Genomic DNA, 25,633 nt, shown 5'->3' on the forward strand with positions numbered 1-25,633 from the left:
CCGAAAGTTACGTGAGAGAAGTCGTTTGCCACGGATCGGCAACGGTTCGTTTTCCCAATTCAATTACTTCCAGATTCTTGATATCACCATTATCGAGCACGAACCGAAGCAGCGTTTTTACCTGATGAAACCCACTGATGCCAGCTGCTCCTGGATTCATGTGCAGCACCTGATGTTTCTTATCAAACATCACTTTCAGAATGTGCGAATGACCACAGATGTAGAGTTTCGGTTTCTCTTGGATGATGAGATCACGGACACGGGCCGTGTATTTTCCAGGGTAGCCGCCAATGTGGGTCATCAGCACTTTCACACCTTCCAATTCAAAGATCTGATTCTCTGGATGCATCGCGCGCAGCTTGCCACCATCAATGTTTCCGTAAACCGCGCGGTACGGTTTCCAAGCTGCCAACGTATCCGAAACTTCAACCGAACCGATGTCTCCCGCATGCCAGATCTCATCGCAATTGACGAAATGCTTTTTGATTCCCGCATCCAAATAACCGTGCGTGTCCGAAAGCAGCCCGATCCGTTTCATCAACGTACTAAGCTGACGTTTCCTGTGTAGTAATGGTCGTTGCCATCCACATCAACGGTGGCAATGCGATAGATGTACACGCCATTTTCAACAGGCGCGCCCTTGTACGTGCCATCCCAACCTTCCGACATGTTGGCCGAGTAAAAAATGATCTCGCCCCAGCGGTCGTAGATATACATCTCATAAGAATCAATGCCCACGCCATTTCCCACAAACACATCGTTCTTGCCATCCGCATTGGGCGTAAACGCATTCGGAATGTACATGGTAATGGCAGGGTCGACAATGATGCGCAAGGTCGTCTCATCATCACAGCCATAATCGTTGTTCACGTATTGACGGATGGTGTAAGTTCCCGCATCTTGATATTCGTGCATCGGATTCTGATCCACAGAAGTGAACCCATCATCAAAATCGTAATACCACTCTGTGGCTCCGAAGCTTTCGTCAATCACCTCTACCTGCGGAAAGAACATGATGTAACGGTCCTTATCGGTATGGAAACCAGCTATCGGCCGTGGCCAAGAATCGATCGCGTTCACCAGCTGCAGCGTATCATCACAACCTTTGGTTGAAGTGGCGATCAGCTGAATGTCGTAGAAGCCGCTATCGGGATAAACCGTCTGCGGATTGGTTTCGGTGGATGTAGCTCCCTGACCGAAATCCCATTGGTAGCCCGCGATCTGATAACCCTGCGTGATCTGCGTTTGGTTGTCAAATGCCACGGTCAGCGGTTGGCAGCCTGCGGCTGGAAGAATATTGATCGATATCTGCGGCAGCGGATAGATCTCTACTTGGTGTGTGATTGATTCGGCACAACCGAAATTGGATGTGGCCACCAACTCGGCCTGATAGAATCCTTCAGCTCCGTAATGATTCATTGGATCCTGAAGCGTAAAAGTGTTCGAATCCCCGAAATCCCAATCGTATTGATCGATGGTGCCTTCGCTGATGGTCGATTGATTCACGAAATTGACATCATCCTCAAAACACGTGTCATTGTGCGCAAACTCAGGCTCAGGCAACACATAAACGCGGATGTCTTTGGTAATGGTGTCCTTACAACCGAAATCGGAAGTGACGGTCAGGAAGACAGGTAGATAACCCGTTTCGGGAAAAATATTGGTCGGATCGGCCAACGAACTGGTTGACCCGAAACCGAAATTCCAAGCATTGGTCGCAATAGTTCCCGTGGAAATAGAAGATTGATTGGTGAAGGTGGTGATCTGTCCAAAGCAAACGCTGTCCGCCACAAAATCGGCCACAGGCATCGGATAAATGGTGATGGTCTGCTCCAGCGTATCTAAACAACCGAGGTCGGTCTCCACGATCAGCTGCACATCATAATCTGCTGGTGCTGCATAAACGTGACTGATCGGACCCTGTCCAGTCGTTGCCGTTCCATCTCCCAAATTCCAATTCCACGTATCGACCGAACCCGAATTGCTTGTGCTCTGATCGGTGAAGGTTGCGGCAGCATTCAGACACACATTATTGAAACTGAAATCGGCCACGGGAAGTTGGTACACCTCCATTTGCTGCTGCACCGTATCGCGGCAACCGTTGTCGGTCTCCACCATTAGCACCACATCATACAGCCCGAAGTTCGAATACAGATTTGAGGTGTTCTGCGTAGAATCAATATTGCCGTCATCAAAGTTCCAATCCCAATCGACCACACTTCCTGATGCAACGGACGATTGATCGGTGAACGTCATCAGGTCGTTCAAGCATACATTCTGCGCGCTGAAATCGGCTTCAGGTTTCGGGTCCACAACCGTTGGAACGGTCACCGAAGTTTCACACCCGAAATCGGACGTGACCGTTTGCGTCACATTGATCGGACCAGCAGCAGCATACAAATGATTCGGATTCTGCTGTGCGGATGTGGAATTGTCCCCCAGATCGTAATTCCAGCCTACGATGCTTCCTTCCTGAATGGAAGATGTATCGTTATACTGCATCGGTTGCAACTGGCAAATGTTCGGAATTTCAAACCCTGGAACGGGATTATCGTGCAGAACGACCGTCTGCGTGATCGTATCCCCACAACCATGATCGCTCACTGCAATAAGCGTGGCATCATACTGCCCAAACCCAGCATACGTGTGCGTTGGATTTTGCTGGGTTGAAGTTCCTCCATCGCCAAAATCCCATTGCCATGAGACAACTGTTCCCGAACCAATGGTGGAAACATCCTCGAACGGATAATTGGGTGCAAAGCAATCTTCAATGGGTGTAAATCCCACTTGCGGCAGTTCATAGATCTCAACCAGATGTGTGACCGTATCTTGACAACCATACGTGTCCTGTACTCCCAGACCAACGATGTATTGTCCTGGAGCCGAGAATTGATACGTTGTGTTCTCCTGAATGACCTGATTGCCATCGATCAGCCAAGCATAGCCTGCAATCGGATAATCTCCCTGCTGCGATGCATCGGTAAATTGTGTATTGTCCTGAAAACATTGGTCGGAGAACATGAAATCCGCGATCGGATTCTGCAATACGTGAATGTTCTTGTAGACCGTATCACGGCAACCCAGCGTATCCAACGCCACCAGTTGTACAGTGTAATTGCCACCCGATTGGTAAATGTGTCGAGGATTAACATTCGCCAACGTCAAATTTGAATTGACCACCGTGTTTCCATCCCCAAAATCCCAATGCAGTTCATCAAACTGGCTCAAATTGTTGAAGTTCCCGCATTGCTCAAGGAACGTGAAATGAGCGGTGTCGCCAGCACAGACCTCTGGATCTTCTACCGTGAAATCTGCAAATAACTCATACACGAAATCGGCATAGGTCACATTTTTCTGACTGTAGTTGTAGAATCCAAAGCGTCCCGCCTCAAAGCAGTCGTTCACATCAAAAATGGTGTCGCCATCAACAAGAATGACTGCTCTATTTACTGTATAAACGACTTCAATATTGTACCAGGTGTTCTGGTTCCAGCCATTGTTGCCATAGTTGGTCGCCACCACATTGAACTCAGGCGTGGTGGTATGCCCCCAAAACGTTCCCGAATATTGCGAAGACGGGATCGTACCCACTGCATGACTCAGGTTGAACCCTTCCTGACCGCTGAAACTTCCGCTGGCCTGCGTTCCCTGCTTCCAGTCAAAAAGCCATGTATCGAAATAGTCCGAAGCACCCAACGGTTCTTTGAATCCGAACACAACGCCCATGAAATCGTTGTCGTTGTCCGTTGTTTTGAAACGCCCGCGCATCCGAACATTGATGTAGTCTGCGGGTGTGACGAAGAATGTCGGGTTACCATTGATGGTCTGAATCACTTGCGTACCTCCCCCCTGCACCGTCCAGTTTCCGTTGGCAGGCTGACCTGCTTGCACCCATGTGTAAAAGTCAACATCCGTGAGGCATTGAGGAATGTTGATATTCAACGGTTGTGTCGTCACACAGCCGTTGGCATCGGTAACGGTCAAGTTCACAACTCCTTCGCACAGTCCGCTGATGCTCTGCGTGTTCTGTCCAGTTGACCAGCTGTACGTATATGGCGGTGTTCCGCCAGAAGGATTTGCCGTGGCAGTTGCATCACACGCTCCTGGTGCGCTCACATACGAAGCTGTTGCACTGCTCAGCAATGAATTCGGTTGTCCCAGAACGACCGAATCCGTGTACGTGCAGGCATTGGCATCAGTAACGGTGTAAATGTTGCCGCCTGCGATAAGATCGGTCGCGTTCTGCTGCGTGCTTCCAGTTGACCATGAAAAGCTGAACGGGGCTGTTCCTCCCACCACGTTGATATTTCCTGTTCCATCATTGCCACCATAGCAAGTCGGGTCGGTTCCAGTAGCCGTTGCCGAAACTGGCGGAGGCGGATTGAGCGTGATGCTCTCGGTGGCCGTGCATCCGTTTGCATCGGTAATGGTCACCGTATTATTTCCAACGGTGAGGTTGGTCGGATCTTCGGCCGTGCTTCCAGATGACCATGAGAATGTGTAGGGCGGTGTTCCTCCATTTACGGTAAGATCGGCTGTTCCGTTGTTTCCCGCACAGCCAGGATCGGTTCCTGTAATGGATGTGGTGATCACCGTTGGCTCATTCACCGTTATCGGAATCATCTCCTGACAACCGCTGTTGGCACCCGACTGCGCCCAAACAACTCCGTTCCCCGCAGGGAGTCCGCTAATGGTATTTGTTGGATAATAATTGACCCCGTCTGGCGAATAGGTATAGTTCGGATGTCCACCCGAACTGGTAATGGTCACTTCGCCATCCGAACCTCCGTTGCAACTCACATCTGTGACCGTAACCTGATTCTGAAAACTCAGATCCACGTTCTGACAGGCTGTGTTCGTCTGCAATTGCGGACTTCCTACAGGCGTTCCGTTCCAAGCAGCATTTCCCTGAAGGTTCGTGTAATTTCCATCAAACTTGTAATAGGCCAACAATCCAGGCTGTGTGGTCGGATTGGGCAGATCCATCATATTGGCCTGAATTTCCGCCTGCGTGCGCGCCACATTCCAAATACGCACTTCATCAATGTAGCCGAGCCAAGATTCGCACGAACAGTTGGATTGATCTCCAATGGCGGTTGCATAATTGTTTGTGACAAGATTTCCTGTGTGAGGTGTAGATGAGGCCAAGCAACCGTTCACGTAGTAGTTGAGGCTGGTACCATCATACGTGAATGCCAAATGATAACATTGGCCGTTCACCAAATTGAAACCTGTAACTGCATTGATGTAACCATTGGTGGTGGTCAGCTCGGCTGAACCAGGACGCATCAGATAATTTACGTTACCTGGGTTGGTGTGCTTAGAAACGATATTGACCCCATTTCCTGTTTTGGTGATGAGTGCCTCGACCGTGATCTGATTCCCTGTCACGTCAAGGTCACCAACCGTCACATAGTTCGGGCCACTTGGAATGTAAAGCGATTGCGCTACTGCTCCAACTGCCGAAAAAGCAATGGCAACAATTGTGAAGAGGTAAAAGGAAACTAAGCGTTTCACTCTTTGGGACGGGGTTTGATGGTAAAGCTAAAAAATGTCCTTACCATAACAGACGAAACCCGTCAAAAAGGCTGCTTCGGAATTTTCAAATGGAAACAGCCGCAGACTCAGGAATCCAACCCACATCTCCATTGGAAAGTTTGATGCGAATCCAACCGTTGAGATTGTCCTCAACCGTCACCACCAATCCTTCATGGATCACAAACAGGTCTTTCCCATTGTCATTGGGAGCACTCTTGGCCGTTTGCGTGTACGCAAAAATTACGGCTCGCTTGTCGTTTACCACGTGGTCGTAGTTCTTTTCGGCAGCATAAACGGACAATGCTGTCCAGATCAATGCAAACAAAGCCGTGTAGAATGTAAGCCGCTTCATGCCTTCTTCACTGGACAGTTTGAAAAGTAGCAGACCTGCCAAACCAAGAACGAACGCAACAACCGCGCTCCATGCCCAACCATCGGTGGTGAACACTTTTAAAAAGGTCTTCCACCACGTGACGAAAAAGAGTTCAGGGATCACTTCCACCTTGTCCTTCACGCTCAAGTTCACCAACCGAAGGTTGAACTGGATGTCTTCATCGTTCGGTGCCAACTTCAGCGCACGCTCATAATTGAGTACGCTTGGCGCGATCTTGCCTGACTTGAAATAAGCGTTACCCAAGTTGTAATAGACCTCGGCCGAAGTGTAATCCTGTCCAAGAATCTCTTCATAGAGTTCAATGGCTTTTTGGTAATCCTGTGCGATGTAAGCCTGATCGGCCGAAGCCTTCAGTTCATCCACCTGTGCAGAAGCAGCAAAGGACGAAACCATGAAAACCACCATAAGCAATATGCTGGCTTTCAAATTTCGAATTCCATATTTCAGATTTCCGTCACGCATGATTCTCCACATTTACGATGGCTTTCAGCGCCTCATCATACACACTTCCCATCTGCTTGTCCGCCCCAGGTGCAAATCGCGCAAACTCCGTTTTATCAAGCACCCCAATGAATTCATTCACGGTCTGTTCGGGAACATTCTTGGTCGAAAGCACCTCTTTGATGCGGTCTTTGCTCAAAGCAGAAACTGGTATTCCAAACTTATCTGCAGCATAATCTGAAAGCGCCTTGAAGACCTCTTCGTAGAAGGCAGCCGTGTCATTTGCATCCCACAACTTCTTGGCTTTGGTGAGGCGTTTTTTTGCCAATCCCGTGGCACGTTTACTCTTCAGTTTGCCAACATCTTTGCCTTGCGATCTCTGATACTGCGAATAGCCGAGGAATAGGACGAACAGCAACAGCGGAACTCCCATCGCGGCATAAAAACCTCCCGAACGATAGAAGAAATTCATTCCGCTCTGCAATGGATATTGACCTTGCTTGATGTAGCGGATGTCGCTTCCAATGAGTTCAATATCCTCCTTATTGGTGATGTTTACGGATGGCGATGGCCCTTCATCTCCCTCACCTTTTTCCACGATCAGGTCGAACGCATCTTGAGAAATGGTCTTGAACTTTCCTGCCTTCGCATCGAAATAACTGAATGAGAACGGGCCAATCTTGAATTCGCCTGAGTAGCGCGGAATGAGCACGTATTCGAACGTTCGGCTACCAGAAATGCCGTTTCCATTCACTTTGATATTGTCCGATACTTTCGGATCGTACGCTTCAATGTCTGGCGGAAATTCAAGGTCAGGTGCCTGCAACTGATAGAGGTTTCCATCTCCGCTGACCGTTATTTTCAGGTTCACCGCTTCATTCGACTTGGTCTCGGTCCTGTCAAGCGAAGCTTTCATGTTCAGATTTCCTGTAAGACCAGAGAAATCAGCTGGTTTGCCTCCTGGAAATGGCTTCACGTTTATTTTGACCGAATTGGACTTTACGGGACGCTTGTAATCCTCGTAGCCTCCAAAGAACTGGTCGAAAACAGAACGACCTCTACCACTTGTCCTCTCTCGAACAATGGCGCTCAGCTCCATCGGGTCGATGGTTATTTCGCCCGATTTCTGAGGATAAAGCACCACGCTTTTAATGACGCCTGTCTGATACATGACACCGTCAACGATCTCGTTCTTAAACTGGATCTGTCGATCAGCATCAAGGTCTTTCGACCAGAAACCTTCGAATGACGGCAGCTTCCAATCATCAAAGTTCACAATCGTCACACGGCTGTAAATTTTCAACGTGGCCGTGATCTTCTCTCCGAGATACACGTTCCGATCGCTTACTTCGATGCGAGCAAACAGGTCACTGTCACTCGTGGAGGAAGACCGCTGTTGTTGCGTATTCTGCTGCTGCCCGCCTGTATTTGACTGCTGCTGAGTATTTCCTTTTACAACATTGATCGTCAATGAGTTGGATTCAACTACATTTCCTCCGACTTTAATTTTTGCGGGGCCGATGGTGAAGTTCCCTTCCTGCCCTGCGCGAAGCACATACGAATACGAAATGGACTGCGACATGCTACCATTCACGAACTGCATGCTGGTGCTTTGATTCGGTCCTCCAAGCACTTGAAAGTCGGTGATCTCTGGAGCAACGAAATTGGAACCGCTGGCATTCAGTTCCCAAGTTACCTGAAAACGCTGCCCCACCTGAACCTGATTCGGAGCAGATGCTGTCAGCTTCTGACCGAGTGCAACTCCCGAAAAGAGTGATCCCACAAGAAGGGCAAACAGATATTTCAAATTCAACTTCACTACTAATTCAACATTTCTAATTCACAGTCGAAAGATCACCAGTCCTTTTCAATCTTCACCTTCACTCCTTTCTTCTTTTTCTCGTCCTCCAATCGGTCGCGGATCTGCTTTTCGTCCTGATTCAGCGCATCTAACATACGCTCGGCATCTTCTTTTGAGATCTGACCTTCCTGAGGCTGTGGCTGCTCTTGCTTCTGTTGATCCTTTTGATCTTGATTCTGCTGCTGATCTTGCTTATTGTCCTGGTCTTTCTTCTCGTCCTGATTCTGATCTTGGTTCTGTTGCTGATCCTGCTGTTGCTTCTGCAACTTGCGCATTGCGTAGGCCAAATTATACTTCGTATCCAGATCTTTCGGATTATTTCTCAGAGATTGTTTGAAAGCATCCACACTTTCCTGGTATTTCTCTGCTTTGAGGAACGAGTTGCCCAAGTTATGATACGCAGCCGCTTTCTGCTCCTTATCGTCTGTAAGATTCGGTAACGTTTGGAAAACGCCAGCAGCTTCTTCATAACGTTCCTGCTTAAAAAGCGCATCACCCAAATTGAACCCAGAAATAAACGCATCGGCCCCAGACTCCTGCCCTTCTCGGTAGGTCATTTCCGCCTCACCGAATTTTTGCTCGTCATAAAGCTTGTTTCCCTTCGAGATGAAATCGTTTGCTTCTTGGGCGAACGTAGTTCCTAAACCAAGGATAACCAAAATGAAAGTGCAGAACAGAATCTGACCTCCCCCAACCCCTCCTTTCCAGGAGGGGAGTTTAAGTTCACATGAGTTCGATATGTCTGATTTCCTAATCAACTTATACTCTGATTACTGTTCTTGAATAGACTGAAATCTCCGAGGAATTTGAGCTTGCGCGATGGCAATAACAGTTCGATCAGCAATAGAATTAACGCTGCCGCGATGAAATACTGGAAACGGTCTTCATAGCTCGTAAACATCTTGCTGCCAAACTCCTCACGTTGCATTCCTTCCAGTTCGTCCATCAGCGCATTCAAACCCGTTCTGCTGTTGTTGGCGCGAACATACGTCCCATCTCCCGCAGCAGCAATCTGCTGAAGCATCGTCTCGTTCAATTTCGTCACCACCGTATTGCCAGCACGGTCTTTACGGTAGCCCAACATCTGGCCGCGTTTGTAAATGGGAATAGGCGTTCCGTCTGTTGAACCGATGCCAATGGTGTAAACCTTGATTCCCTTCTCCGAAGCCGCAGTAGCCTGCTGTAAGGCGTCATCCTCGTGGTTTTCACCATCAGTAATGACAATGATGGATTTATTGGCCTTTGTGTTGTCGCTGAACGAACCTGCCGCCAACTGAATGGCCTTGCCGATGGCGGTTCCCTGTGTTGGAACGATATCCGTATCAATGGAACGCAGAAACAGCTTGGCCGCTGAATGATCCACGGTCATTGGAAGCTGAATGTAGGCATCGCCCGCAAAGACAACAATACCGATCTTGTCGTTCTTCAATCGGTCGATCAACCGCGAAATTGCCTGCTTGGCGCGCTCCAAACGGTTTGGAGTAAGGTCTTCGGCCAGCATACTGTTCGATACATCCAAGCAGACCATCAGTTCAAATCCTTCCCGTTTCACTTCTTCGTACTTGCTACCAATTTGAGGATTGGCAATTCCGAACACCAGAAACACAAGGGCCAGCGTAAACAAAAATCTTTTCCAACGTGGTAGATTCTGGGAATACGTTGGGATGAGCGTTTCGAGCACATTCAGGTCGCCAAGCTGCTGCATCACTTTCTTGCGCCAGCTTGCATTCATCCAAAAAAGGACAAGCAACGCTGGAACGAGCAGCAACGCATAAAGCCATATTTCATTTGCAAACCTGAACATCAGACAATACTTCGCAACACGGTTTGTTTCAACAATACTTCAAGAGCGAGCAACAGCAAGGCCGCGATGGCCAGCGGCAGGTATTCTTCCTTGCGCTTGCGGTATTCCGTTACATCGATCTTCGATTTTTCCAGCTCATCAATTTCCTTGTACACGTCTTCCAAACTGGCGTTGTCGGTAGCACGGAAGTAATGACCGCCCGTCATGTCGGCAATTTGGGTCAACAGTTCTTCATTGATCTTCACTTCCATCTGCGTGTAAACCGTTCTACCGAATGGATCGACCTGCGGATAGGGCGCTGTACCTCTTGTTCCCACACCGATCGTGTAAACGCGCACTCCGAATTCCTTGGCGATCTCTGCTGCGGTCAGCGGAGCTATCGAACCTGAGTTGTTGTCGCCATCCGTAAGCAAAATCACCACTTTGCTGATGGCCTCACTGTCTTTCAGTCGCTTTACCGAAGTTGCCAATCCCATGCCGATGGCGGTACCATCTTCGAGCATGCCGCTCTTCACATCATTGAAAAGATTGAGGATGACCGAATGATCGGTGGTCAGCGGACATTGCGTGAAACTTTCACCCGCAAACACCACAAGCCCGATGCGGTCGTTCGGTCGGCTTTGGATGAAGGTCTTGGCCACTTTCTTGGCAGCTTCCAAGCGGTTCGGTTTGAAATCTTCGGCCAACATGGATCCCGAAATGTCCAACGCCATCACCATATCAATTCCTTCGGTGGTCACGTCCTGCCAACTGCTGCTCGACTGTGGCCGCGCCAGCACCACAATGAGCAAGGCCGCGGCCAACATTCGCAGCGCGAACGGAAGATGGACCAGCTTCGATTTGATGGTCGATTCCGCACCACGAATGTTGTTCACGTTCGAGTAGCGAAAATCAACACGGTTTTTGGATTGACGGAACACATAATACGCCACCATTGGCAGCAGAACCAGCAGCAGCCAGAACAGCTCAGGATTCTTGAATGTGATCTCCGACATCATTGTTCCTTCTCCTCTTCTTTCGGTTCATCCAAAGGCATCACCAACGTATTGTTCACAAACTGAACAGCAATATCAAAGCATTGCTCATTCTCGTTCGAAACAGGCTTGTACTTGGCAAACTTGGCAAGGTCGGCCATTTGCAGCATCTGCTTCAGCGAACCGACATGCTGCTCAGAAACTCCCCTCAATCGTAGTGCAGCAACCGTTTCTTCCGTGGTCATTTCCAACGCGATCACACCAAAGCGGAACTCAGCATACTCACGGATAATATCAGATAGCTCAATGTAGTATTCTTTGGTCTGATCGCTCTGCCATAGTTTTTTCTGACGCAACGCCTCCAGTTTCTCCAACGCGATCTCGTGCGCTGGTCGTTTCGGTTTTGGACGCGCCACAGGAACTTCCTCTTTCTTGCGATGCTTCATCCAATACAGAATTCCACCGATGATCAATGCAAGCACCGCCAGAATAATGGCTGCCCACGTCAACAACTTTTTCCAATTGTAGGGAACGTCCAATCGCTCTTTAATGTCCTTGATGTCCGCTTCCATTTCCACAGGAATGTCAGACACGAACAGCATCTGCGCCTCGGTGGAAAGCATTTGCGTGGAATCCTGATTGAAGACGAAATGAATGGGCGGAACGATGACGAAACCCGTGTCGAACGTGGTGAGTACCAATCGCTGATGGATCACGGTCTCACCCGTTTCCTTCTTCACCGTGTCGGGGATGGATGATTGGATGATCTCCAATTGACCTGTAATCGTGTCTTTGAACACAGGCCAAGCGACTGTGACGCCATCATTGAGCGTTGCGCTAAGATCAAGATTCACCTGATCCCCGATAAGAATCTGCTGGCTGTCGAGCGTGGCGGTTATTGTGGCGTTCTGGGCAAACAGACCCGATACACAGATCAGCGTCATTGCGAGGAACGAAGCAATCTTTTTCATCGATACCGATTGCCGCGCTCCGCAAGCTACGCTCGCAATGACGACTGGAACTTTGAACCTTGAATGTTGCCCCATCATTTCGCTCCTCTTCGTTTAAACAGGTTCAACAACGGTTTCACATACGAATGATCGGTTCGAATCTCCGCCATATCAACACCCGCACGCATCAAAGTTTCCTTCAATTGAGCTTCAAATTTGAGCGATGAAGCTTTCAGTTTTGTGCGTGTCTCGTGGTTCGAAGTATCGAGCCAGATGACCTCGCCCGTTTCCGCATCGGTAATTGGCAAAAGCCCCACATTCGGAACTTCCTGCTCCAACTGATCGAAAATGCGAATGGCCACAAGGTCATGTTTCTTGTTCGCCAACTTCAATGCGTCCGAATAATCCTTGTCCATGAAATCGGTGAGCAGAAAGGCAATGCTTCGCTTCTTGACCACATTGGTGAGGTAACGCAATGCTTCGCTCAAGTTGGTGCCTTTGCTTTCTGGCTGGAAGTCGATCAACTCACGGATAATGCGCAGAATGTGACTCTTTCCCTTTTTGGGCGGAATGAACTTCTCGATCTTATCACTGAAGAAAATGATACCGACCTTATCGTTATTCTGAATGGCCGAGAACGAAAGAACCGCACATATTTCGGTCATCAGTTGACGCTTCAACATCACTTTCGAACCGAAATTGCCCGAGCCGCTCACATCGACCAAAAGCATCACCGTTAATTCACGCTCTTCTTCAAATACTTTTACGTAAGGCACTCCACTCCTGGCAGTTACGTTCCAGTCAATGGTCCGTACATCATCGCCCATCTGGTATTCACGAACCTCCGAAAACGCCATACCACGACCTTTAAAAGCCGAGTGATACTGCCCCGAAAAGATCTGATTGCTCAGACCACGGGTCTTGATCTCGATCTTACGTACGCGTTTTAAAAGCTCTGACGTTTCCATTAGCTGCCCCTCCTAACCTCCCCAAGAGGGAGGAATGGCACTCGAAAGCCATTGTTGATTGAATTATCTTCTTTACTCGTTAACATCACGGAACTTCAATAGACCCAAGCCATCAACCAAAGCCTCCCCTTTGGGAAGGTTGGTGGGGCTCAAGGCACCTCAACCGTATTCAGAATATCGGCAATGATCTCTTCGGAAGTGATGTTCTCCGCTTCGGCCTCGTATGTAAGCCCAATGCGGTGGCGAAGCACATCATTGCATACCGCACGCACATCCTCTGGAATCACGTAGCCTCTTCGCTTGATGAAAGCAAACGCTTTCGCAGCCTTTGCCAAGGCGATACTTGCCCGTGGCGAACCTCCGAAACTGATAAGGTCTTTCAGTTTGCCAAGATTGTAGTCTTCTGGCTTACGCGATGCGAAAACGATATCCACGATATACTTCTCGATCTTCTCATCCATATACACCTGACGGACCACATCACGCGCCTTGATAATATCGTCTGGATGCAGAATGGCGTTCGCCTTCGGGAATTCGCCCGCCACATTCTGACGGATGATCAATGTTTCCTCATCCTTCTTTGGGTAGGTGATCACCACCTTCAGCATAAAACGGTCAACCTGCGCCTCGGGCAGTGGGTACGTTCCCTCCTGCTCCACCGGGTTCTGTGTGGCCATCACCAAAAACGGTTCTTCCAATTTGAAGGTCGTATCGCCAATGGTCACCTGTTTCTCCTGCATGGCTTCGAGCAGCGCACTCTGAACCTTTGCAGGAGCACGGTTGATCTCATCCGCCAGAATGAAATTGGAGAACAATGGTCCTTTGCGGACATCGAATCCTCCCGTTTTCTGGTTGTAGATCATGGTTCCCACGAGGTCTGCCGGCAGCAGGTCGGGTGTGAACTGAATACGGCTGAAACCCGCATTGATGGTGGAGGCCAGCGTATTGATGGCCAGTGTCTTTGCCAATCCCGGAACTCCTTCCAGTAGGATGTGGCCTTTGCTTAACAGACCGATCAGGAGGCTTTCAACCATGTGGCTCTGTCCAACGATCACCTTGTTCATTTCCATGGTGACCAAGTTGACAAAGGCACTCTCCTTCTCGATCATCTCATTGATCTGCTTAATGTCTGTCATGCCTGAATTCATTTGGTTGGGGCAAAAATAGAACTGTCACTTTCCTACCAAACAATGATGTGTCTTAATTGGTGTGAACAAGCCGTTAAAAAGTGTTAAGCGAGTTGATGAACTCGCTCAGACCAAATGAAAAGACATGATTTCGAACCCCACTCAGTAGTTGTCGCGGGTACCGCCATGCCCTCCGGCAACGATGCTCAAGATCTTCAGATTCAAGTAGATGAAACGGAAAAACTGCAGAATCGGGTTCTGCATCTGCCTGTGCTGTGCTTTGGTGATCTTCTGTGCCATGGTTCAGTATTTATTCCGGGATAAGCCACCAGAATGGTCTCATCTTGGCCATATTATAGAAATGGGCAGTGAAACGATAATTAATGGAATGGTAGGTCAAAGCCAAAGGCAAGCCAACGGAAACGGCAAGATCAACTTTGCGAACTGCCCCAAAGGCTGGGGCGCCTACTCCGATGTGGTCACCGTTCTGGTGATCTGAGCAACCCAAACAGGGCTGATAGGTTCCAATATTGGAGCCAAGGGTGTTCAACCACAGCCCTGCGCCCCGCTCTCTGCTGTTGTGGAGGGCGGGTTTTTCTTTTGTCAGTAGGGTGTTGCAAGTATGGGAGATTGTTGGTAGTATTGGGTAACCAAAAACCGATTGGCGCAACCCCGTTATTACGTTTAGCACTACCCAAGGTCGGGCTAAAACAACTTTTTAGGTACAGGCAAAGCTTGCTAAAGGTAACTGGGTGCGTTTAGCCAATAGTTGAGTTGTTTCACGTTAAAAAAACATAGAACTATATATGGAACAAGAACACATAGAAGAGATTAAAGAAGAGATAAATGACTCATACTCAAATGACGATTTATACAACATAAATTCTTGGGGAGCTGACTTATCCTTCAGAGAATTAATTACAATGTATGATGAGGACGAACTCTTAAAACCTGAACTTCAAAGGTATTATGTGTGGGACAAACCTGAGGCAAGTCGATTTATTGAATCCATTCTTTTAGGTCTTCCGGTACCAAGTATTTTTCTAGCCAACACAAATGATGATAAGAAGCTAATTATTGATGGCTATCAAAGAATCATGACGGTGTTCGACTATGTCAAAAAAGGGGTATGGCGAAAAGACGGAAAAACCTTCAAACTATCGAACACGGATAGAATCAATGAACGCTACAGAGGTAAGGCGTTCTCTGAATTGCCAGAACAAGACCAAAGACGAATAAGAAGCACTACGATACACGCTATCGTATTCGAGCAAAAAGCACCCAATGACAATGACACAAGTTTGTATCAAGTTTTTGAACGAATAAATACTGGAGGAAGAGCATTAATGCCTCAAGAAATAAGAAACTGTGTGAATCAAGGAGGCTTTAATGATTTACTATTTGAACTAAATGAAAATCCTAATTGGAGAACTCTCTTTGGTAAAAATGATGTTGACCCAAGAATGAGAGATATGGAGTTCATTCTTAGATTCTTGGCTTTAGATACTGATTATGTAAAGGATAATGAATCCTCGAACATTTCCTTGAAGAAATACTTAAATGAATTTATGGGAAATAGCAATTCTCAAAATCCAGAAATTATTGAGGAGCGTAGAGTGAAATTCAATTACGTAATGCAATTTGCTCTTGACCACATTGGAGAAAATGCCTTTTACAACATTACAGGTGGTGATGAAACCAAAATCAGAAAGAGGTTTTATCCTACGATTTTTGATTCTATTTGTCCAGCAATAGCAATTGCTCACAGACATTTTGGCGAAAATATACCTACTGAAAATCTAGAAGAAAAAAGACTTGCACTTTTAAAAGATGAGGATTATAAAACCTTCATATCAGAAGGCACCATGCAAATAGCACATATACATGGCAGAATAAACAAAGTACTCAATTACCTCTTTGGAATTAGCTATGAATAATCAAAACGCACAAAGCAGTATTGATTCTTGCATAGAGGAACTTGATAGAATTGAGACCCTTATTGAGAATTTACTTGGTCATACCTCACCTATAATTCCATATCTAACCAAATATGCAATTGTCCGTACTTGTGGAACTATTGAATATTGTTTCAAAACCATAATTGCTGACTTACATACTGGCAGTCCACAGGTTATGAACTATATCGATAGTACAATCCGCAGTAGCTCTATGAACCCCAGTATTTCAAATATTTGCAGTACTCTCAAGAAATTTGATGACGACTGGAATAATTCGTTTACTGGTAAGATCAGAGACCATGAACACCCGCAACGTCTTCGGGATTCAATCGAATCACTAAATAGTGCCCGAAATTCTTTCGCACATGGAGGAACTTCCTCCTCTTCTTTTGAAAACGTAAGGAACTATTTTAATGATACCGTGATAATTATCGAAATGCTTGATGAAGTAGTTAATGAAGAATAAAACAATTTCAATTAAAACCTCTAAGCAATATCATGCGACCTGTGCATCGCCAAACCGCAAACGATCTTTTAATCAATAATCCAATAACAATCGGATGGCGTCCCCTACCCGCTCCTTGCTTGGCACCATGGTAGCCTCTAAGGTAGAGTTGAGCGGTATGGCAGGCACATCTTCTGAGCCCACCACTTTTACAGGGGCATCCAAGTATTCGAAACAGGTATCGGAGATACGGGCCGCAATGCTCTGTGCAAACGAGTTGGAAACGGGTTCTTCCGTTACCACCACACACTTGCCGTGCTTCTTCACGGTGCTGTAAATGAGTTCTTCATCCAGCGGCTGTAGTGTACGCAGGTCTATCACCTCTACCTGCCCTTCAAAGAAATGCTTGGCAGCATTCATGCTCCAATACACCCCGCGGCCATAGGTGATGACGCACACGCTTTCGCCTGCATCAATTTTTGCTTGGTCTGCTTCCAGCGCCACCCTTCCTTTCCCGAAGGGCAGCACGTAATCTTCGCTCGGTTCAATGGTACGCGCGCCTTCCGTGCCTTTTATCTTACTCCAATACAGGCCTTTGTGCTCCAGCATCACCACTGGATTCGGGTCGTAATAGGCGGCTTTCATCAGTCCTTTCAGGTCGGCACCCGTACTCGGGTACGCCACCTTGATGCCTTTGATGTTGCACAGCACGCTCTCCACACTCGAAGAGTGATACGGGCCACCGCTGCCATACGCGCCAATAGGCACGCGCAGAATGCTGCTTACAGGCCATTTGCCGTTACTCAGGTAGCACGAGCGGCTCACCTCCGTGAACAGCTGGTTCAATCCTGGCCAGATGTAATCGGCAAACTGAACTTCCACAATGGGTTTCAGCCCTGCCGCACTCATCCCCACCGTAGAACCGATGATGAACGCTTCCTGAATAGGCGTGTTGAACACACGGTGGTCCCCGAACTTCTCGGCCAACGTGGCGGCCTCACGGAATACACCGCCCAATCTTCTGCCTACGTCCTGTCCGTAGAGCAGACATTCGGGGTGCTTTTCCATCAATTCGCGAATGGCGAAAAGGGCGCTGTCCACCATCACGGTAGGTTCCTTGCCCGCTGGGGCGCGTTCGCCTTTCTCTTCGGTTATCGGAGTCGGGGCGAAAACATGGGTGAACAGGTCTTCGGGTTTCGGGTCTTCAAAACCCAGTGCTTTCTCGTATTCGGCAGCTACGAATTCCGTTGCTTCCGATTCCATGGTCAGCAGTTCGGCTTCCGAAACATCGGCATCCAAAAGCTGCTTTCTGAGTATCGGGAACGGGTCCCGCTTGCTGTGTTCTTTCAGGTTTTCGTCCGTGCGGTAAAAGTCCATCCGAACCCCCGAAGTATGGTGGTTCAACAACGGCACTTTCGCATGAACCATGATCGGTCTTCGCTCCTTACGTATGGTGTTGAAAGCCTTTTCAATCGTAGTGAATGACTCAATAAAGTCACTTCCATTGATCGACAGTATTTCCAGCCCTTTGAATCCTTTACCGTATTCATCCGCATCCATCACACGAATCTCTTCTGCACTGGCAGAAATGTCCCATTCGTTATCCTGAACCAGATACAGAATGGGCAGCTTTTTGAGCACCGCCATTTGTAGCGCTTCGGCTACTTCTCCTTCGGTAATGGCCGCATCGCCAATGGAACAGACCACCACGGGTTTCTCGTCCGTTTCAGCATCCATGTTCATCAACTCGCGGTACTGCACGCCCATGGCAATTCCTGTGGTCGGAATGGCCTGCATGCCCGTTGCCGAACTCTGATGCGGAATCTTCGGCATGTCGTCTCGCCTCAAGCTTGGATGGCTGTAGTACGTACGACCGCCTGAAAACGGGTCATCGCGCTTGGCCAACAATTGCAGCATCAGCTCATGCGGCTGCATACCGATGGAAAGCAAAATGCTGTCATCGCGGTAGTAAGGCGCCACAAAATCCTGAGGCTTCAGGTGCAATCCCAACGCAATCTGAATGGCCTCGTGACCTCTGGAAGTCGCGTGAACGTATTTGCTGGTCACACGCGCATTCGCCTCATACAAGGTGGTCATGGCCTTGGCGGTTGCCATCAGGCGGAAGGCTTTCTTCAGCGTTTCTGTTGATATGGAGGTTTTCTTTTTGGTCAAGGTTGACATTTGGTTCAATTTGTCAATTAGCGAATAGCAAATGAGAAATGTGGTGACGCCTACCACCATCTGCTAATTTGCTAATTATCTCATTAGCTAATTATCTCTCCCCCTTCTTAAACTTAGCAATCGCATTCCGCGTAAAGTCCGACAGCACCAAACGACCGCTCATTTCCGCACGTTCAGAAAGCAATTGTTCCCAATGCTCGGTTCCTTCCCAGAACACGCCTTTTAAAAGCGCCATTGCTTCTGGGTTGCTCTTGGATAGCTTATCGGCCAATTCATCAATGGCAGCATCCATTTCTTCAGCGGTTTCGTGAATGCTGGTGTACAGTCCTTTCTCTCTGGCCCACTCTGCCGAATACCACGTGGTGGCATCAATGCTCATCTGACTGAAAGCCGAATTGCCGATCTTCTTCTCCACGGCTGGTCCAACCACAAACGGGCCGATGCCGATGGCCAATTCGCTGAGCTTCACCGCTGCGTGTTTCGTTCCGAAAGTATAATCAGCTGCGGATGCCACACCTACTCCACCGCCAACGGCTTTTCCTTGTACTCTGCACAGCACAAACTTTGGTGCTTTACGAATGGCATTGATGACGCCCGCAAAACCAGAGAAAAATACCTTTCCCGTTTCGAGGTCATTGATTGAAACCAACTCATCGAATGAAGCACCTGCACAGAAGGCTTTCTCGCCTGCGCTTTTCAGCACGATCACCTTCACGTTTTGATCCTTGCCAGCATCCTCAATGGTCTGCGCCAATTTGCGCAACACCTTGCCTGGCAGTGAATTGCTAAGTGGATGAAAGAACTCAATGGTTGCAACACCACGTTCATCTACGGAGATGTCAACACCTCCCTGATCGATCACATTTTCACTCATGCTTTCAGATTTTGAAGCGACAAAACTAACAGGTTGAGGCAAAGAAGGGCTCTTGAAGCTACTGTCTGACCTCTACCTCCTCAAGAACTGCGGGTTGCCCCATTTGGCAATCGCCTTGTGCTATTCTCGAATAGTGGAATTCAAATTCAATCTTCAATCCGTTCTTCTTGTAAGCATCATCCAACTGAACCGGAATGAGGTACTTGTCTTCCACTCCATCGTTGTAAACGATCAGCCACGGACAACCGTCTTTTTCAAACTCATTGGTGATGATACCAACATATTCGTCTTCTTCCGATTCATTGTCCAGTTTAACGCTCGGCTTCTTCATCACACATCCGAAATGTGACGAAATGAACAGCGCACTTATGACCGTCATAAGTGCGCTGTGAAACGTACGTTGACCGAACCTCATCAATCAGTAACTATAAACTGAACCTTGCCCAGTTTTCCGTCTTTCTCTGCTACCAGGAAATAGGAACCCGGAGCAGCATTGGGCAAACGCACGCGTTGGTTCTCCACCACGATCTGCTCACCGATAATCAGTTTTCCTACGCTGTTGAACACATGATAGCTCGTTCCCTTCTCCAATCCTGAAATGGTGAACGAACCATCGTTCGGGTTCGGGTACACATTCACATCAGTCAGCACTTCATCCACACTTGTAACGGTTGTGTTCAGAATTCCCACACCGAAGCCTGAGAATCCGGTATTGAAACTGGATGTGAACGTAACGTCCGAATTGAATGCGCCAACGGTGGCTGCGGCATTTCCGATGGAATAGGACGTGAAGTTGGCTGGGGTTACATCGCTGATGTGGTTGTTCGCCACTTTGATGATCTCGGCACTGTTCCGGCTATTTCCGGTGGCACTTTCCCAGGCTGCAACCTCCGCTTCCTTGTAATAGAGCGTGAGGTTGTATGTTCCGTTCGGGTTGTTGTTTTCAGGAACAATGGAGAACGTTTTGGAATGAAGAAAATCTGCCGTAGCGCTGGAATTGAATACGACTGCCGAAGGATTCGAACCATCACGGTCCACTTCCAAACTCACACAACCGTAATCCCACGAACTGGTGTTTTCGATGGAAGCCATCACATTTCCGGTGGTGGGATCGTAGAAATAGACCGTTCCATTTGGGCCGAGTTTGGCATCATCACCATTGTTCGTATTCACGGCAGTTTGAATGTCGATGCTGGATTCTCCGGTCACTTCCACGTTATCCACCGTGCATCCATAGAGCCAACCACCGCCATCATTGTACTTCACGCGAAGCCGCACATCGCTTTGGCCTACGTATGCATTGAGCGAATACTGCTGCGTTACCCACGAACCGTCAACGACCGAGGCGACCAATGAACCCACAAGTGTATAAGTACCTTGGTTTACAGAAACGTAAAGTCCGGCTGTTTCGGTCACGTTCTGGTAGGTGTTCGATTCGAAGTACGTATCGAACGTTACCTGAGCGCTGTTCAGGTTGCTGAAATCCAAGGTTGGGAAATCAAGGTACACCGCGCTCATATTGCAATCACAGTTGTCATCGTTCACGTAAGCGTAGTTGGTAGTGTTGGATGATGGAATATCGTAAGCCTGCGACTGTGCCTGCGTCTCATTTCCAACCTGCCAAGGCGTGTCGCCCGATGGGTTGGTGGTTGTAAATGTTCCCAAGCCACTCTCAAAATCCTCTGAAAGCAAAACCTGTGTTCCTTGAATAGAAAGCGGATCCTGATCATCATCATTGATCGTAACCGTCACGCTCTGATTGATGCTTCCCTGCGTGGCGTTTCCATTGTTCGCGTTGAGCGAATAACCAAGAAGAATGGTCTCATCCCCTTCCACGTAATCGTCATTGTAAACACGTATGGTTACATCGTCCGTTAGGTTACCGCTGTTCAGCGTGAGATTGGTGGTTAGAAGGTCGTAATCAACACCTTGGGTGGCCGTACCACCGGTAACGTTTACGGTAATAGTTGCATTCTGCGAAGGAGCCGAAGCGATGCTCATGGAGATGACCACATCCTGATAAGGCAAGCAACCGTTGGCCTGCGTGCCATCACCTTCGTTCACATTCTCATCCGAAACAGCGAACATGACCGATGGCGAACAGTTTGGCAGATCGAACGCGGCCACACGTGTGCTCCACGCATTTCCAGTTCCGTAAGCTCCTGTAAACCAAAAGGTTTCGCCATTGGAAGGATCCGTTCCCATTCCGTGATAGTCGCCCCAACGGTTTGAGTTGTTCGGTGAAGTTCCTGCAATGATGGTGGTTTCCGGCTCGGTCATGGAGTTGAGCGGATCACAGGCCTTTCTTCCCGTGTAGCGCAACGAAGGATAAATTGAACTGCTGCTGACGCTGTACGCCAATCCGATGTTTCCAGAAGCGGAAATACCGATGGAGGCCATCCAACGACTTGCGGCATCGGGCGAGTATGTTCCTTGCTGATAGATGCTCCAAGAACCGGAAGTTCCGTTGGTCCTGCGCAACTCATACCAACGCACGCCAGCGCGGTCGTTGCCGTTCACATCTGTTGCGTGGCAGCAAACAATAGACTCATGCGTACCGAAATTGCGGTAATGCACGCGGTTCATCAACACTTCGCGAAGCGGATCCAAGTTGGTGCTGGAACCGGGCTGATCGATACAGGAAAAAGACGTGTAACCGCACAGATCGGTGTCAAATGCCTGCGTGTTCAGCGTAGCTACCTGAGTCAAAGAAGTGTTGTTGGCGTTGTTCCAATCGATGTCGAACTCCCATATCTCCAATGCATCTGTTGCGGCTCCGCTCCAAGCATCATCGCGCATGCGCATAACCATGGCCGGAGTTCCGCTTGGTGGTGCTGTGCTGCCATCGAGGTTTACCGGTGCTGCCGATTGGAAACCGATGGTACCGAAGTTGGGAATGGTGAACCGCTGTGCTGTTCCGGATGAGCCGGAAAGCATCTGCGTTCTGTTCAGCGCATACACCGCAGATGGGCTTTCGTTGGTGGTCACGATATAGGCATCGTTCCAGATGGAATATTTCGGATAATCAGGAAAACTCTGAGCGTTGTAAGAGTAAGTGTACCAACTGCCCATCGGGTCGGCCGTGGTTGAAATGGCCACGTGCAGCACATTTCCGCTGCTTGCAAATTCGCTCATCAGCCAACGGTCGGCCAATCCGTCATAGATCACGATCGGATCTCCGGCTCCGCCACTGAACCCCATGTAATTATCGAGGTAGGTGGCGTTCTGAAGCACCGTTCCAGTCTTGCTCCATATCTTGAAATAGGAACCTGAACCACCGTTGATCATCTGAATAACGTGGTTGGGACCCACATCCACCACGGGGTCGGCCGGGCTGACGTTTGTGTTGCCAACACCTTCAAAATTGTACGATAACGACCGTCCGTTCTCCGGCCGTGGTCGCGCATAGCTCTGCTGCCATGCCGGGTCATCGCCATCTGGCTTTGCCAATGGGTTCACTTTCGGATTCAGGATCCAATCATCTTTCGGATGATAACCGGGTTTCTCTGTCTTGGTGATCTCATTCACCGCATTCGGGTCTTCCACGTAATCGCGAAGCGGAACCGTTTCTCCGTGGAAGGTTACCGGGATCATGGAAGGATTCCGTAGAATATTGTCTTTGTTCTGTGCATGGGCCAGCATGCCAATGGTCAGCATACTGATCAGGAAGTAGATCTTTTTCATTTGACTGGGTCTTGTTCGGAAACGTTGCGAAACTAAGTGTATCACGCAACCCTGAACGTAAACTATCGGTCAATTGTTGAAATCTTATTTGGCATACCGAATATGCTGATCGGGTTGAAGAACTACCCCATTCCATATTCGCGCTCCACTTTGGCAATCCGAACACGGTAACCTTCATACCATTTCTGTTTTCCCAGTTGCTTGGCGCGAATATGTTTCTGGTACTTGGCCCATTCCTGAACGTCTTCCATGCTTCGCCAGTATAGAACCGCAACGCCATAACCGCTGGCATCACGCAAGGTTTCCGCGCCATAATAACCCTCCAATTTCTGAGCTTCCGCATACAACTCATCATTCAGTTCCGAATAGCCATCGTCCAACGTTGTCCGCTGCGAGGTAAAAATGACCGTGTAATAAGGAGGTTTGGGAGTTTTGGTGAACATGGGACCGAGAGGCAATAAATGAATGACCGGGACAAATCGGTGATAAAGAAATGAGAAAAGAGCCAAATAAGCTATCGTAAGACAAAGGACAGTAATCGTCCCGCTCAACACTTACTGACAATAATCATGCTATAGATCGAATTCCTGTCAGTATTTCAAATCGATGAAGCTCTTCTCTTTGAGTAACCATAATCCAACCCCATGAAATTGCAAGAATATCTTCCAATGCTGCTGATTTCCATTACAATTTCCAGTTGTAATGGCTGTGGCGATCCGCAGTCGGCATGTGAATGCGAAAACGAAAAGCACATCGAGGGATATGCAACACTCGGGCCGGCAAATCAAACTGCCGTTCTCAGCACATACGATACTGATGGTGGATTCACTGCAGATGGTGGGTGTCACGCCAACATGATCATCTCTTACCATTGGTCAGATTCTGCACGGGCAGCGTCAGAGGAAATGCCATGTCTGAACTATTCGTTCGAAACGGTCAACGGATATTTTCCTATTGGGTCTGAAAGTCTGACGAAAGAATGGGATTCTTATCACGGTTATTATCATTGGGGCGTTAACATCAATGAAGCTTCGGACTTTTCAAACCCTGAGGCAATCTTGTACAAGATCGTATGCACATACAACTCATCATGTCAACCACCGGGTGATATTGAACTTCATGCCGAAATGTTCTATAAGGTGTACAACGAAGCGCAATACGAACGCGAGGAAAAAGACCCGTGTGCCAATTAAGTTAGCATCTTGGCGCAATGAAGGGTCGCTTATGTGATCGGTGGCTTTGGCTCAGTGCCATTATCTATTCAGGCGTTATCATATTGCTGAACGGCTGCGTGGTTTCGCCTACTTCGCCAATGGTGTCGTATGGAGGACCGCAGCCGCTAGGCAAATACGAACACGGTAACCTTCGTACCATTTCTCTTTGCCCAGTTGCTTGGCGCGAATATGTTTCTGGTACTTGGCCCACTCTTGAATGTCCTCCAATGTTTTCCAATAAAGCACGGCAACGCCAAAGCCGTTCTCATCGCGCAGCGTTTCAGCTCCGATGTAACCATCCAGTTGCTGGGCTTCTGCGTACAGCTCATCGTTCAGCTCTGTGTAGCCTTCATCAACAGCGGTTCGCTTTGATGTGAAAATGACCGTGTAATACGGAGGTTTTGGTGTATCTGTGAACATACGCGTTTGTGCTGGCCGATGAAATTACAAAGACCACGAGTGAAATAGGTTGGAATTCTGCAATTTCGGGGCATGAAAAACAGGGTTGTCTGGATTTTCATTGCCATCACGGTAATGTTGACACAAAGCTGTGTGGTGGCTCCTCCTTCGTCCATGGTCTCATTCGGTGGGCCACAACCTATCGGGAAATATGTACCTGAACTGACCGCAGCCTCTGGCGCGGGATTGAGCATTTCGGATAAGGCACGAGGAAGCGAAATGGCTTGGTTCAGCCGTTTCCGTTTCGGTGTGAGCGATAAAATGGACATCGGTGCCGAGGCACTTGGGTTCCGCTACAACAATAACCTGAACCTGACCGGAAAAGCATCTGTCAGATACAGTTTTAAACCTTGGTTGCGGGCAGATATCGGTGGCGGAATGGGCGACAACTCCTACGGACGAAGTGTGAACGGTGATGTCGGTCTTACAATCGGTTCGGCAAGAGATGACCGCACGTGGAATCCTTACGGAACGCTGCGTTACGGTTTTGCCTACGGTCTTCAAGGCACAGGACTGAAACCAGCCATCGAAAACATGAAACTTGGCCGTTTGGTGAACTCCCACACCATCATGCTGAACATCGGGGCGCAGGCCAAGTTGGTGCCTTACGTCTATTTCCTGGCCGAAGCTGGATTCGGAGAATTTTTCCCCATCGGGCAACCGAGCGGTACCATCATTTATCTCTCTGGAGGATTCTCTTTCCGCTTGCCGCGGAAGAAGGATTGACATTATAAGAGTCGTCAACTTTTCAAAAGTTGACG

20 protein-coding genes are annotated in these 25,633 nt (G+C 48.4%); 4 read left to right on the forward strand and 16 right to left on the reverse strand.

What is annotated here, in order from left to right; all coding sequences use genetic code 11:
* Nucleotides 1-7: 7 nt before the first annotated feature.
* The 10 genes from GC178_14055 to GC178_14100 all read right to left on the reverse strand — a co-directional run bounded on the left by GC178_14055 (nucleotide 8) and on the right by GC178_14100 (nucleotide 14,078).
* Entirely contained in the window at nucleotides 8-538 is a 531-nt protein-coding gene (locus GC178_14055; GenBank protein ID MBI1288689.1) for a YfcE family phosphodiesterase, read from the reverse strand.
* The gene (locus GC178_14060) at nucleotides 538-5,517 is read right to left on the reverse strand and encodes a PKD domain-containing protein (protein MBI1288690.1); all 4,980 of its coding nucleotides are present in this window, start codon (nucleotides 5,515-5,517) and stop codon (nucleotides 538-540) included. The genes GC178_14055 and GC178_14060 overlap by 1 nt, the downstream gene beginning before the upstream one ends.
* An 85-nt stretch (nucleotides 5,518-5,602) precedes the next feature.
* Complete coding sequence (locus GC178_14065) at nucleotides 5,603-6,406, reverse strand: tetratricopeptide repeat protein (GenBank protein ID MBI1288691.1); 804 nt, start codon at nucleotides 6,404-6,406, stop codon at nucleotides 5,603-5,605.
* On the reverse strand, nucleotides 6,387-8,213 hold the full coding sequence (locus GC178_14070; protein ID MBI1288692.1) for a hypothetical protein: 1,827 nt from the start codon (nucleotides 8,211-8,213) through the stop codon (nucleotides 6,387-6,389). The genes GC178_14065 and GC178_14070 overlap by 20 nt, the downstream gene beginning before the upstream one ends.
* Nucleotides 8,214-8,227: 14 nt before the next feature.
* Nucleotides 8,228-8,911 carry a tetratricopeptide repeat protein gene (locus GC178_14075; GenBank protein ID MBI1288693.1) on the reverse strand — a complete coding sequence of 228 codons (684 nt, stop codon included), beginning with the start codon at nucleotides 8,909-8,911 and terminating at the stop codon, nucleotides 8,228-8,230.
* 77 nt (nucleotides 8,912-8,988) lie between these two features.
* Nucleotides 8,989-10,038 (reverse strand): VWA domain-containing protein, encoded by a 1,050-nt coding sequence (locus tag GC178_14080; GenBank protein MBI1288694.1) that lies wholly within the window; start codon nucleotides 10,036-10,038, stop codon nucleotides 8,989-8,991.
* The gene (locus GC178_14085; protein ID MBI1288695.1) at nucleotides 10,038-11,036 is read right to left on the reverse strand and encodes a VWA domain-containing protein; all 999 of its coding nucleotides are present in this window, start codon (nucleotides 11,034-11,036) and stop codon (nucleotides 10,038-10,040) included. The genes GC178_14080 and GC178_14085 overlap by 1 nt, the downstream gene beginning before the upstream one ends.
* Nucleotides 11,033-11,983 (reverse strand): hypothetical protein, encoded by a 951-nt coding sequence (locus GC178_14090; GenBank protein ID MBI1288696.1) that lies wholly within the window; start codon nucleotides 11,981-11,983, stop codon nucleotides 11,033-11,035. Before GC178_14090 ends, GC178_14085 begins: the two co-directional genes overlap by 4 nt.
* Nucleotides 11,984-12,057: 74 nt before the next feature.
* Nucleotides 12,058-12,930: a DUF58 domain-containing protein gene (locus GC178_14095; protein ID MBI1288697.1), complete on the reverse strand. Its 873-nt coding sequence runs from the start codon at nucleotides 12,928-12,930 to the stop codon at nucleotides 12,058-12,060.
* Between the two features lie 149 nt (nucleotides 12,931-13,079).
* Complete coding sequence (locus tag GC178_14100; protein ID MBI1288698.1) at nucleotides 13,080-14,078, reverse strand: AAA domain-containing protein; 999 nt, start codon at nucleotides 14,076-14,078, stop codon at nucleotides 13,080-13,082.
* A gap of 785 nt (nucleotides 14,079-14,863) precedes the next feature.
* On the opposite strand from GC178_14100, the gene GC178_14105 reads away from it, so the two are divergent.
* Entirely contained in the window at nucleotides 14,864-15,994 is a 1,131-nt protein-coding gene (locus GC178_14105; GenBank protein ID MBI1288699.1) for a DUF262 domain-containing protein, read from the forward strand.
* Entirely contained in the window at nucleotides 15,975-16,481 is a 507-nt protein-coding gene (locus GC178_14110; protein ID MBI1288700.1) for a hypothetical protein, read from the forward strand. The genes GC178_14105 and GC178_14110 overlap by 20 nt, the downstream gene beginning before the upstream one ends.
* A 72-nt stretch (nucleotides 16,482-16,553) precedes the next feature.
* Here GC178_14110 and GC178_14115 read toward each other — a convergent pair whose 3' ends face one another.
* The 5 genes from GC178_14115 to GC178_14135 form a co-directional block, all read right to left on the reverse strand.
* Nucleotides 16,554-18,641, reverse strand: coding sequence for a tungsten formylmethanofuran dehydrogenase (locus GC178_14115; GenBank protein MBI1288701.1), 2,088 nt, complete (start codon nucleotides 18,639-18,641; stop codon nucleotides 16,554-16,556).
* A gap of 91 nt (nucleotides 18,642-18,732) precedes the next feature.
* Entirely contained in the window at nucleotides 18,733-19,515 is a 783-nt protein-coding gene (locus GC178_14120; GenBank protein MBI1288702.1) for an enoyl-CoA hydratase/isomerase family protein, read from the reverse strand.
* Nucleotides 19,516-19,573: 58 nt separating this feature from the next.
* A complete protein-coding gene (locus GC178_14125) occupies nucleotides 19,574-19,930 on the reverse strand; it encodes a hypothetical protein (GenBank protein ID MBI1288703.1) in 357 nt (118 codons plus the stop codon).
* Entirely contained in the window at nucleotides 19,930-23,199 is a 3,270-nt protein-coding gene (locus tag GC178_14130) for a T9SS type A sorting domain-containing protein (protein ID MBI1288704.1), read from the reverse strand. Before GC178_14130 ends, GC178_14125 begins: the two co-directional genes overlap by 1 nt.
* A 122-nt stretch (nucleotides 23,200-23,321) precedes the next feature.
* Nucleotides 23,322-23,642, reverse strand: a complete 321-nt coding sequence (locus tag GC178_14135) for an antibiotic biosynthesis monooxygenase (GenBank protein ID MBI1288705.1) — start codon at nucleotides 23,640-23,642, stop codon at nucleotides 23,322-23,324.
* A gap of 201 nt (nucleotides 23,643-23,843) precedes the next feature.
* On the opposite strand from GC178_14135, the gene GC178_14140 reads away from it, so the two are divergent.
* Nucleotides 23,844-24,392, forward strand: coding sequence for a hypothetical protein (locus GC178_14140; GenBank protein MBI1288706.1), 549 nt, complete (start codon nucleotides 23,844-23,846; stop codon nucleotides 24,390-24,392).
* Nucleotides 24,393-24,500: 108 nt separating this feature from the next.
* Here the strand turns inward: GC178_14140 and GC178_14145 are convergent, their stop codons facing one another.
* Complete coding sequence (locus GC178_14145; GenBank protein MBI1288707.1) at nucleotides 24,501-24,833, reverse strand: antibiotic biosynthesis monooxygenase; 333 nt, start codon at nucleotides 24,831-24,833, stop codon at nucleotides 24,501-24,503.
* Nucleotides 24,834-24,905: 72 nt separating this feature from the next.
* Here GC178_14145 and GC178_14150 point away from each other — a divergent pair, with 72 nt between their 5' ends.
* A complete protein-coding gene (locus GC178_14150; GenBank protein MBI1288708.1) occupies nucleotides 24,906-25,598 on the forward strand; it encodes a hypothetical protein in 693 nt (230 codons plus the stop codon).
* Nucleotides 25,599-25,633: the final 35 nt, after the last annotated feature.

Source organism: Flavobacteriales bacterium (assembly GCA_016124845.1).
Lineage (GTDB): Bacteria > Bacteroidota > Bacteroidia > UBA10329 > UBA10329 > UBA10329.

Bases quoted from the DNA above. Each gene is read 5' to 3' on its own strand.
- GC178_14055 (MBI1288689.1), bottom strand. From the start codon at position 538: ATGAAACGGATCGGGCTGCTTTCGGACACGCACGGTTATTTGGATGCG.
- GC178_14065 (MBI1288691.1), bottom strand. From the start codon at position 6,406: ATGTGGAGAATCATGCGTGACGGAAATCTGAAATATGGAATTCGAAAT.
- GC178_14080 (MBI1288694.1), bottom strand. From the start codon at position 10,038: ATGTTCAGGTTTGCAAATGAAATATGGCTTTATGCGTTGCTGCTCGTT.
- GC178_14085 (MBI1288695.1), bottom strand. From the start codon at position 11,036: ATGATGTCGGAGATCACATTCAAGAATCCTGAGCTGTTCTGGCTGCTG.
- GC178_14090 (MBI1288696.1), bottom strand. From the start codon at position 11,983: ATGAAAAAGATTGCTTCGTTCCTCGCAATGACGCTGATCTGTGTATCG.
- GC178_14095 (MBI1288697.1), bottom strand. From the start codon at position 12,930: ATGGAAACGTCAGAGCTTTTAAAACGCGTACGTAAGATCGAGATCAAG.
- GC178_14100 (MBI1288698.1), bottom strand. From the start codon at position 14,078: ATGAATTCAGGCATGACAGACATTAAGCAGATCAATGAGATGATCGAG.
- GC178_14105 (MBI1288699.1), top strand. From the start codon at position 14,864: ATGGAACAAGAACACATAGAAGAGATTAAAGAAGAGATAAATGACTCA.
- GC178_14115 (MBI1288701.1), bottom strand. From the start codon at position 18,641: ATGTCAACCTTGACCAAAAAGAAAACCTCCATATCAACAGAAACGCTG.
- GC178_14120 (MBI1288702.1), bottom strand. From the start codon at position 19,515: ATGAGTGAAAATGTGATCGATCAGGGAGGTGTTGACATCTCCGTAGAT.
- GC178_14125 (MBI1288703.1), bottom strand. From the start codon at position 19,930: ATGAGGTTCGGTCAACGTACGTTTCACAGCGCACTTATGACGGTCATA.
- GC178_14130 (MBI1288704.1), bottom strand. From the start codon at position 23,199: ATGAAAAAGATCTACTTCCTGATCAGTATGCTGACCATTGGCATGCTG.
- GC178_14135 (MBI1288705.1), bottom strand. From the start codon at position 23,642: ATGTTCACCAAAACTCCCAAACCTCCTTATTACACGGTCATTTTTACC.
- GC178_14140 (MBI1288706.1), top strand. From the start codon at position 23,844: ATGAAATTGCAAGAATATCTTCCAATGCTGCTGATTTCCATTACAATT.
- GC178_14145 (MBI1288707.1), bottom strand. From the start codon at position 24,833: ATGTTCACAGATACACCAAAACCTCCGTATTACACGGTCATTTTCACA.
- GC178_14150 (MBI1288708.1), top strand. From the start codon at position 24,906: ATGAAAAACAGGGTTGTCTGGATTTTCATTGCCATCACGGTAATGTTG.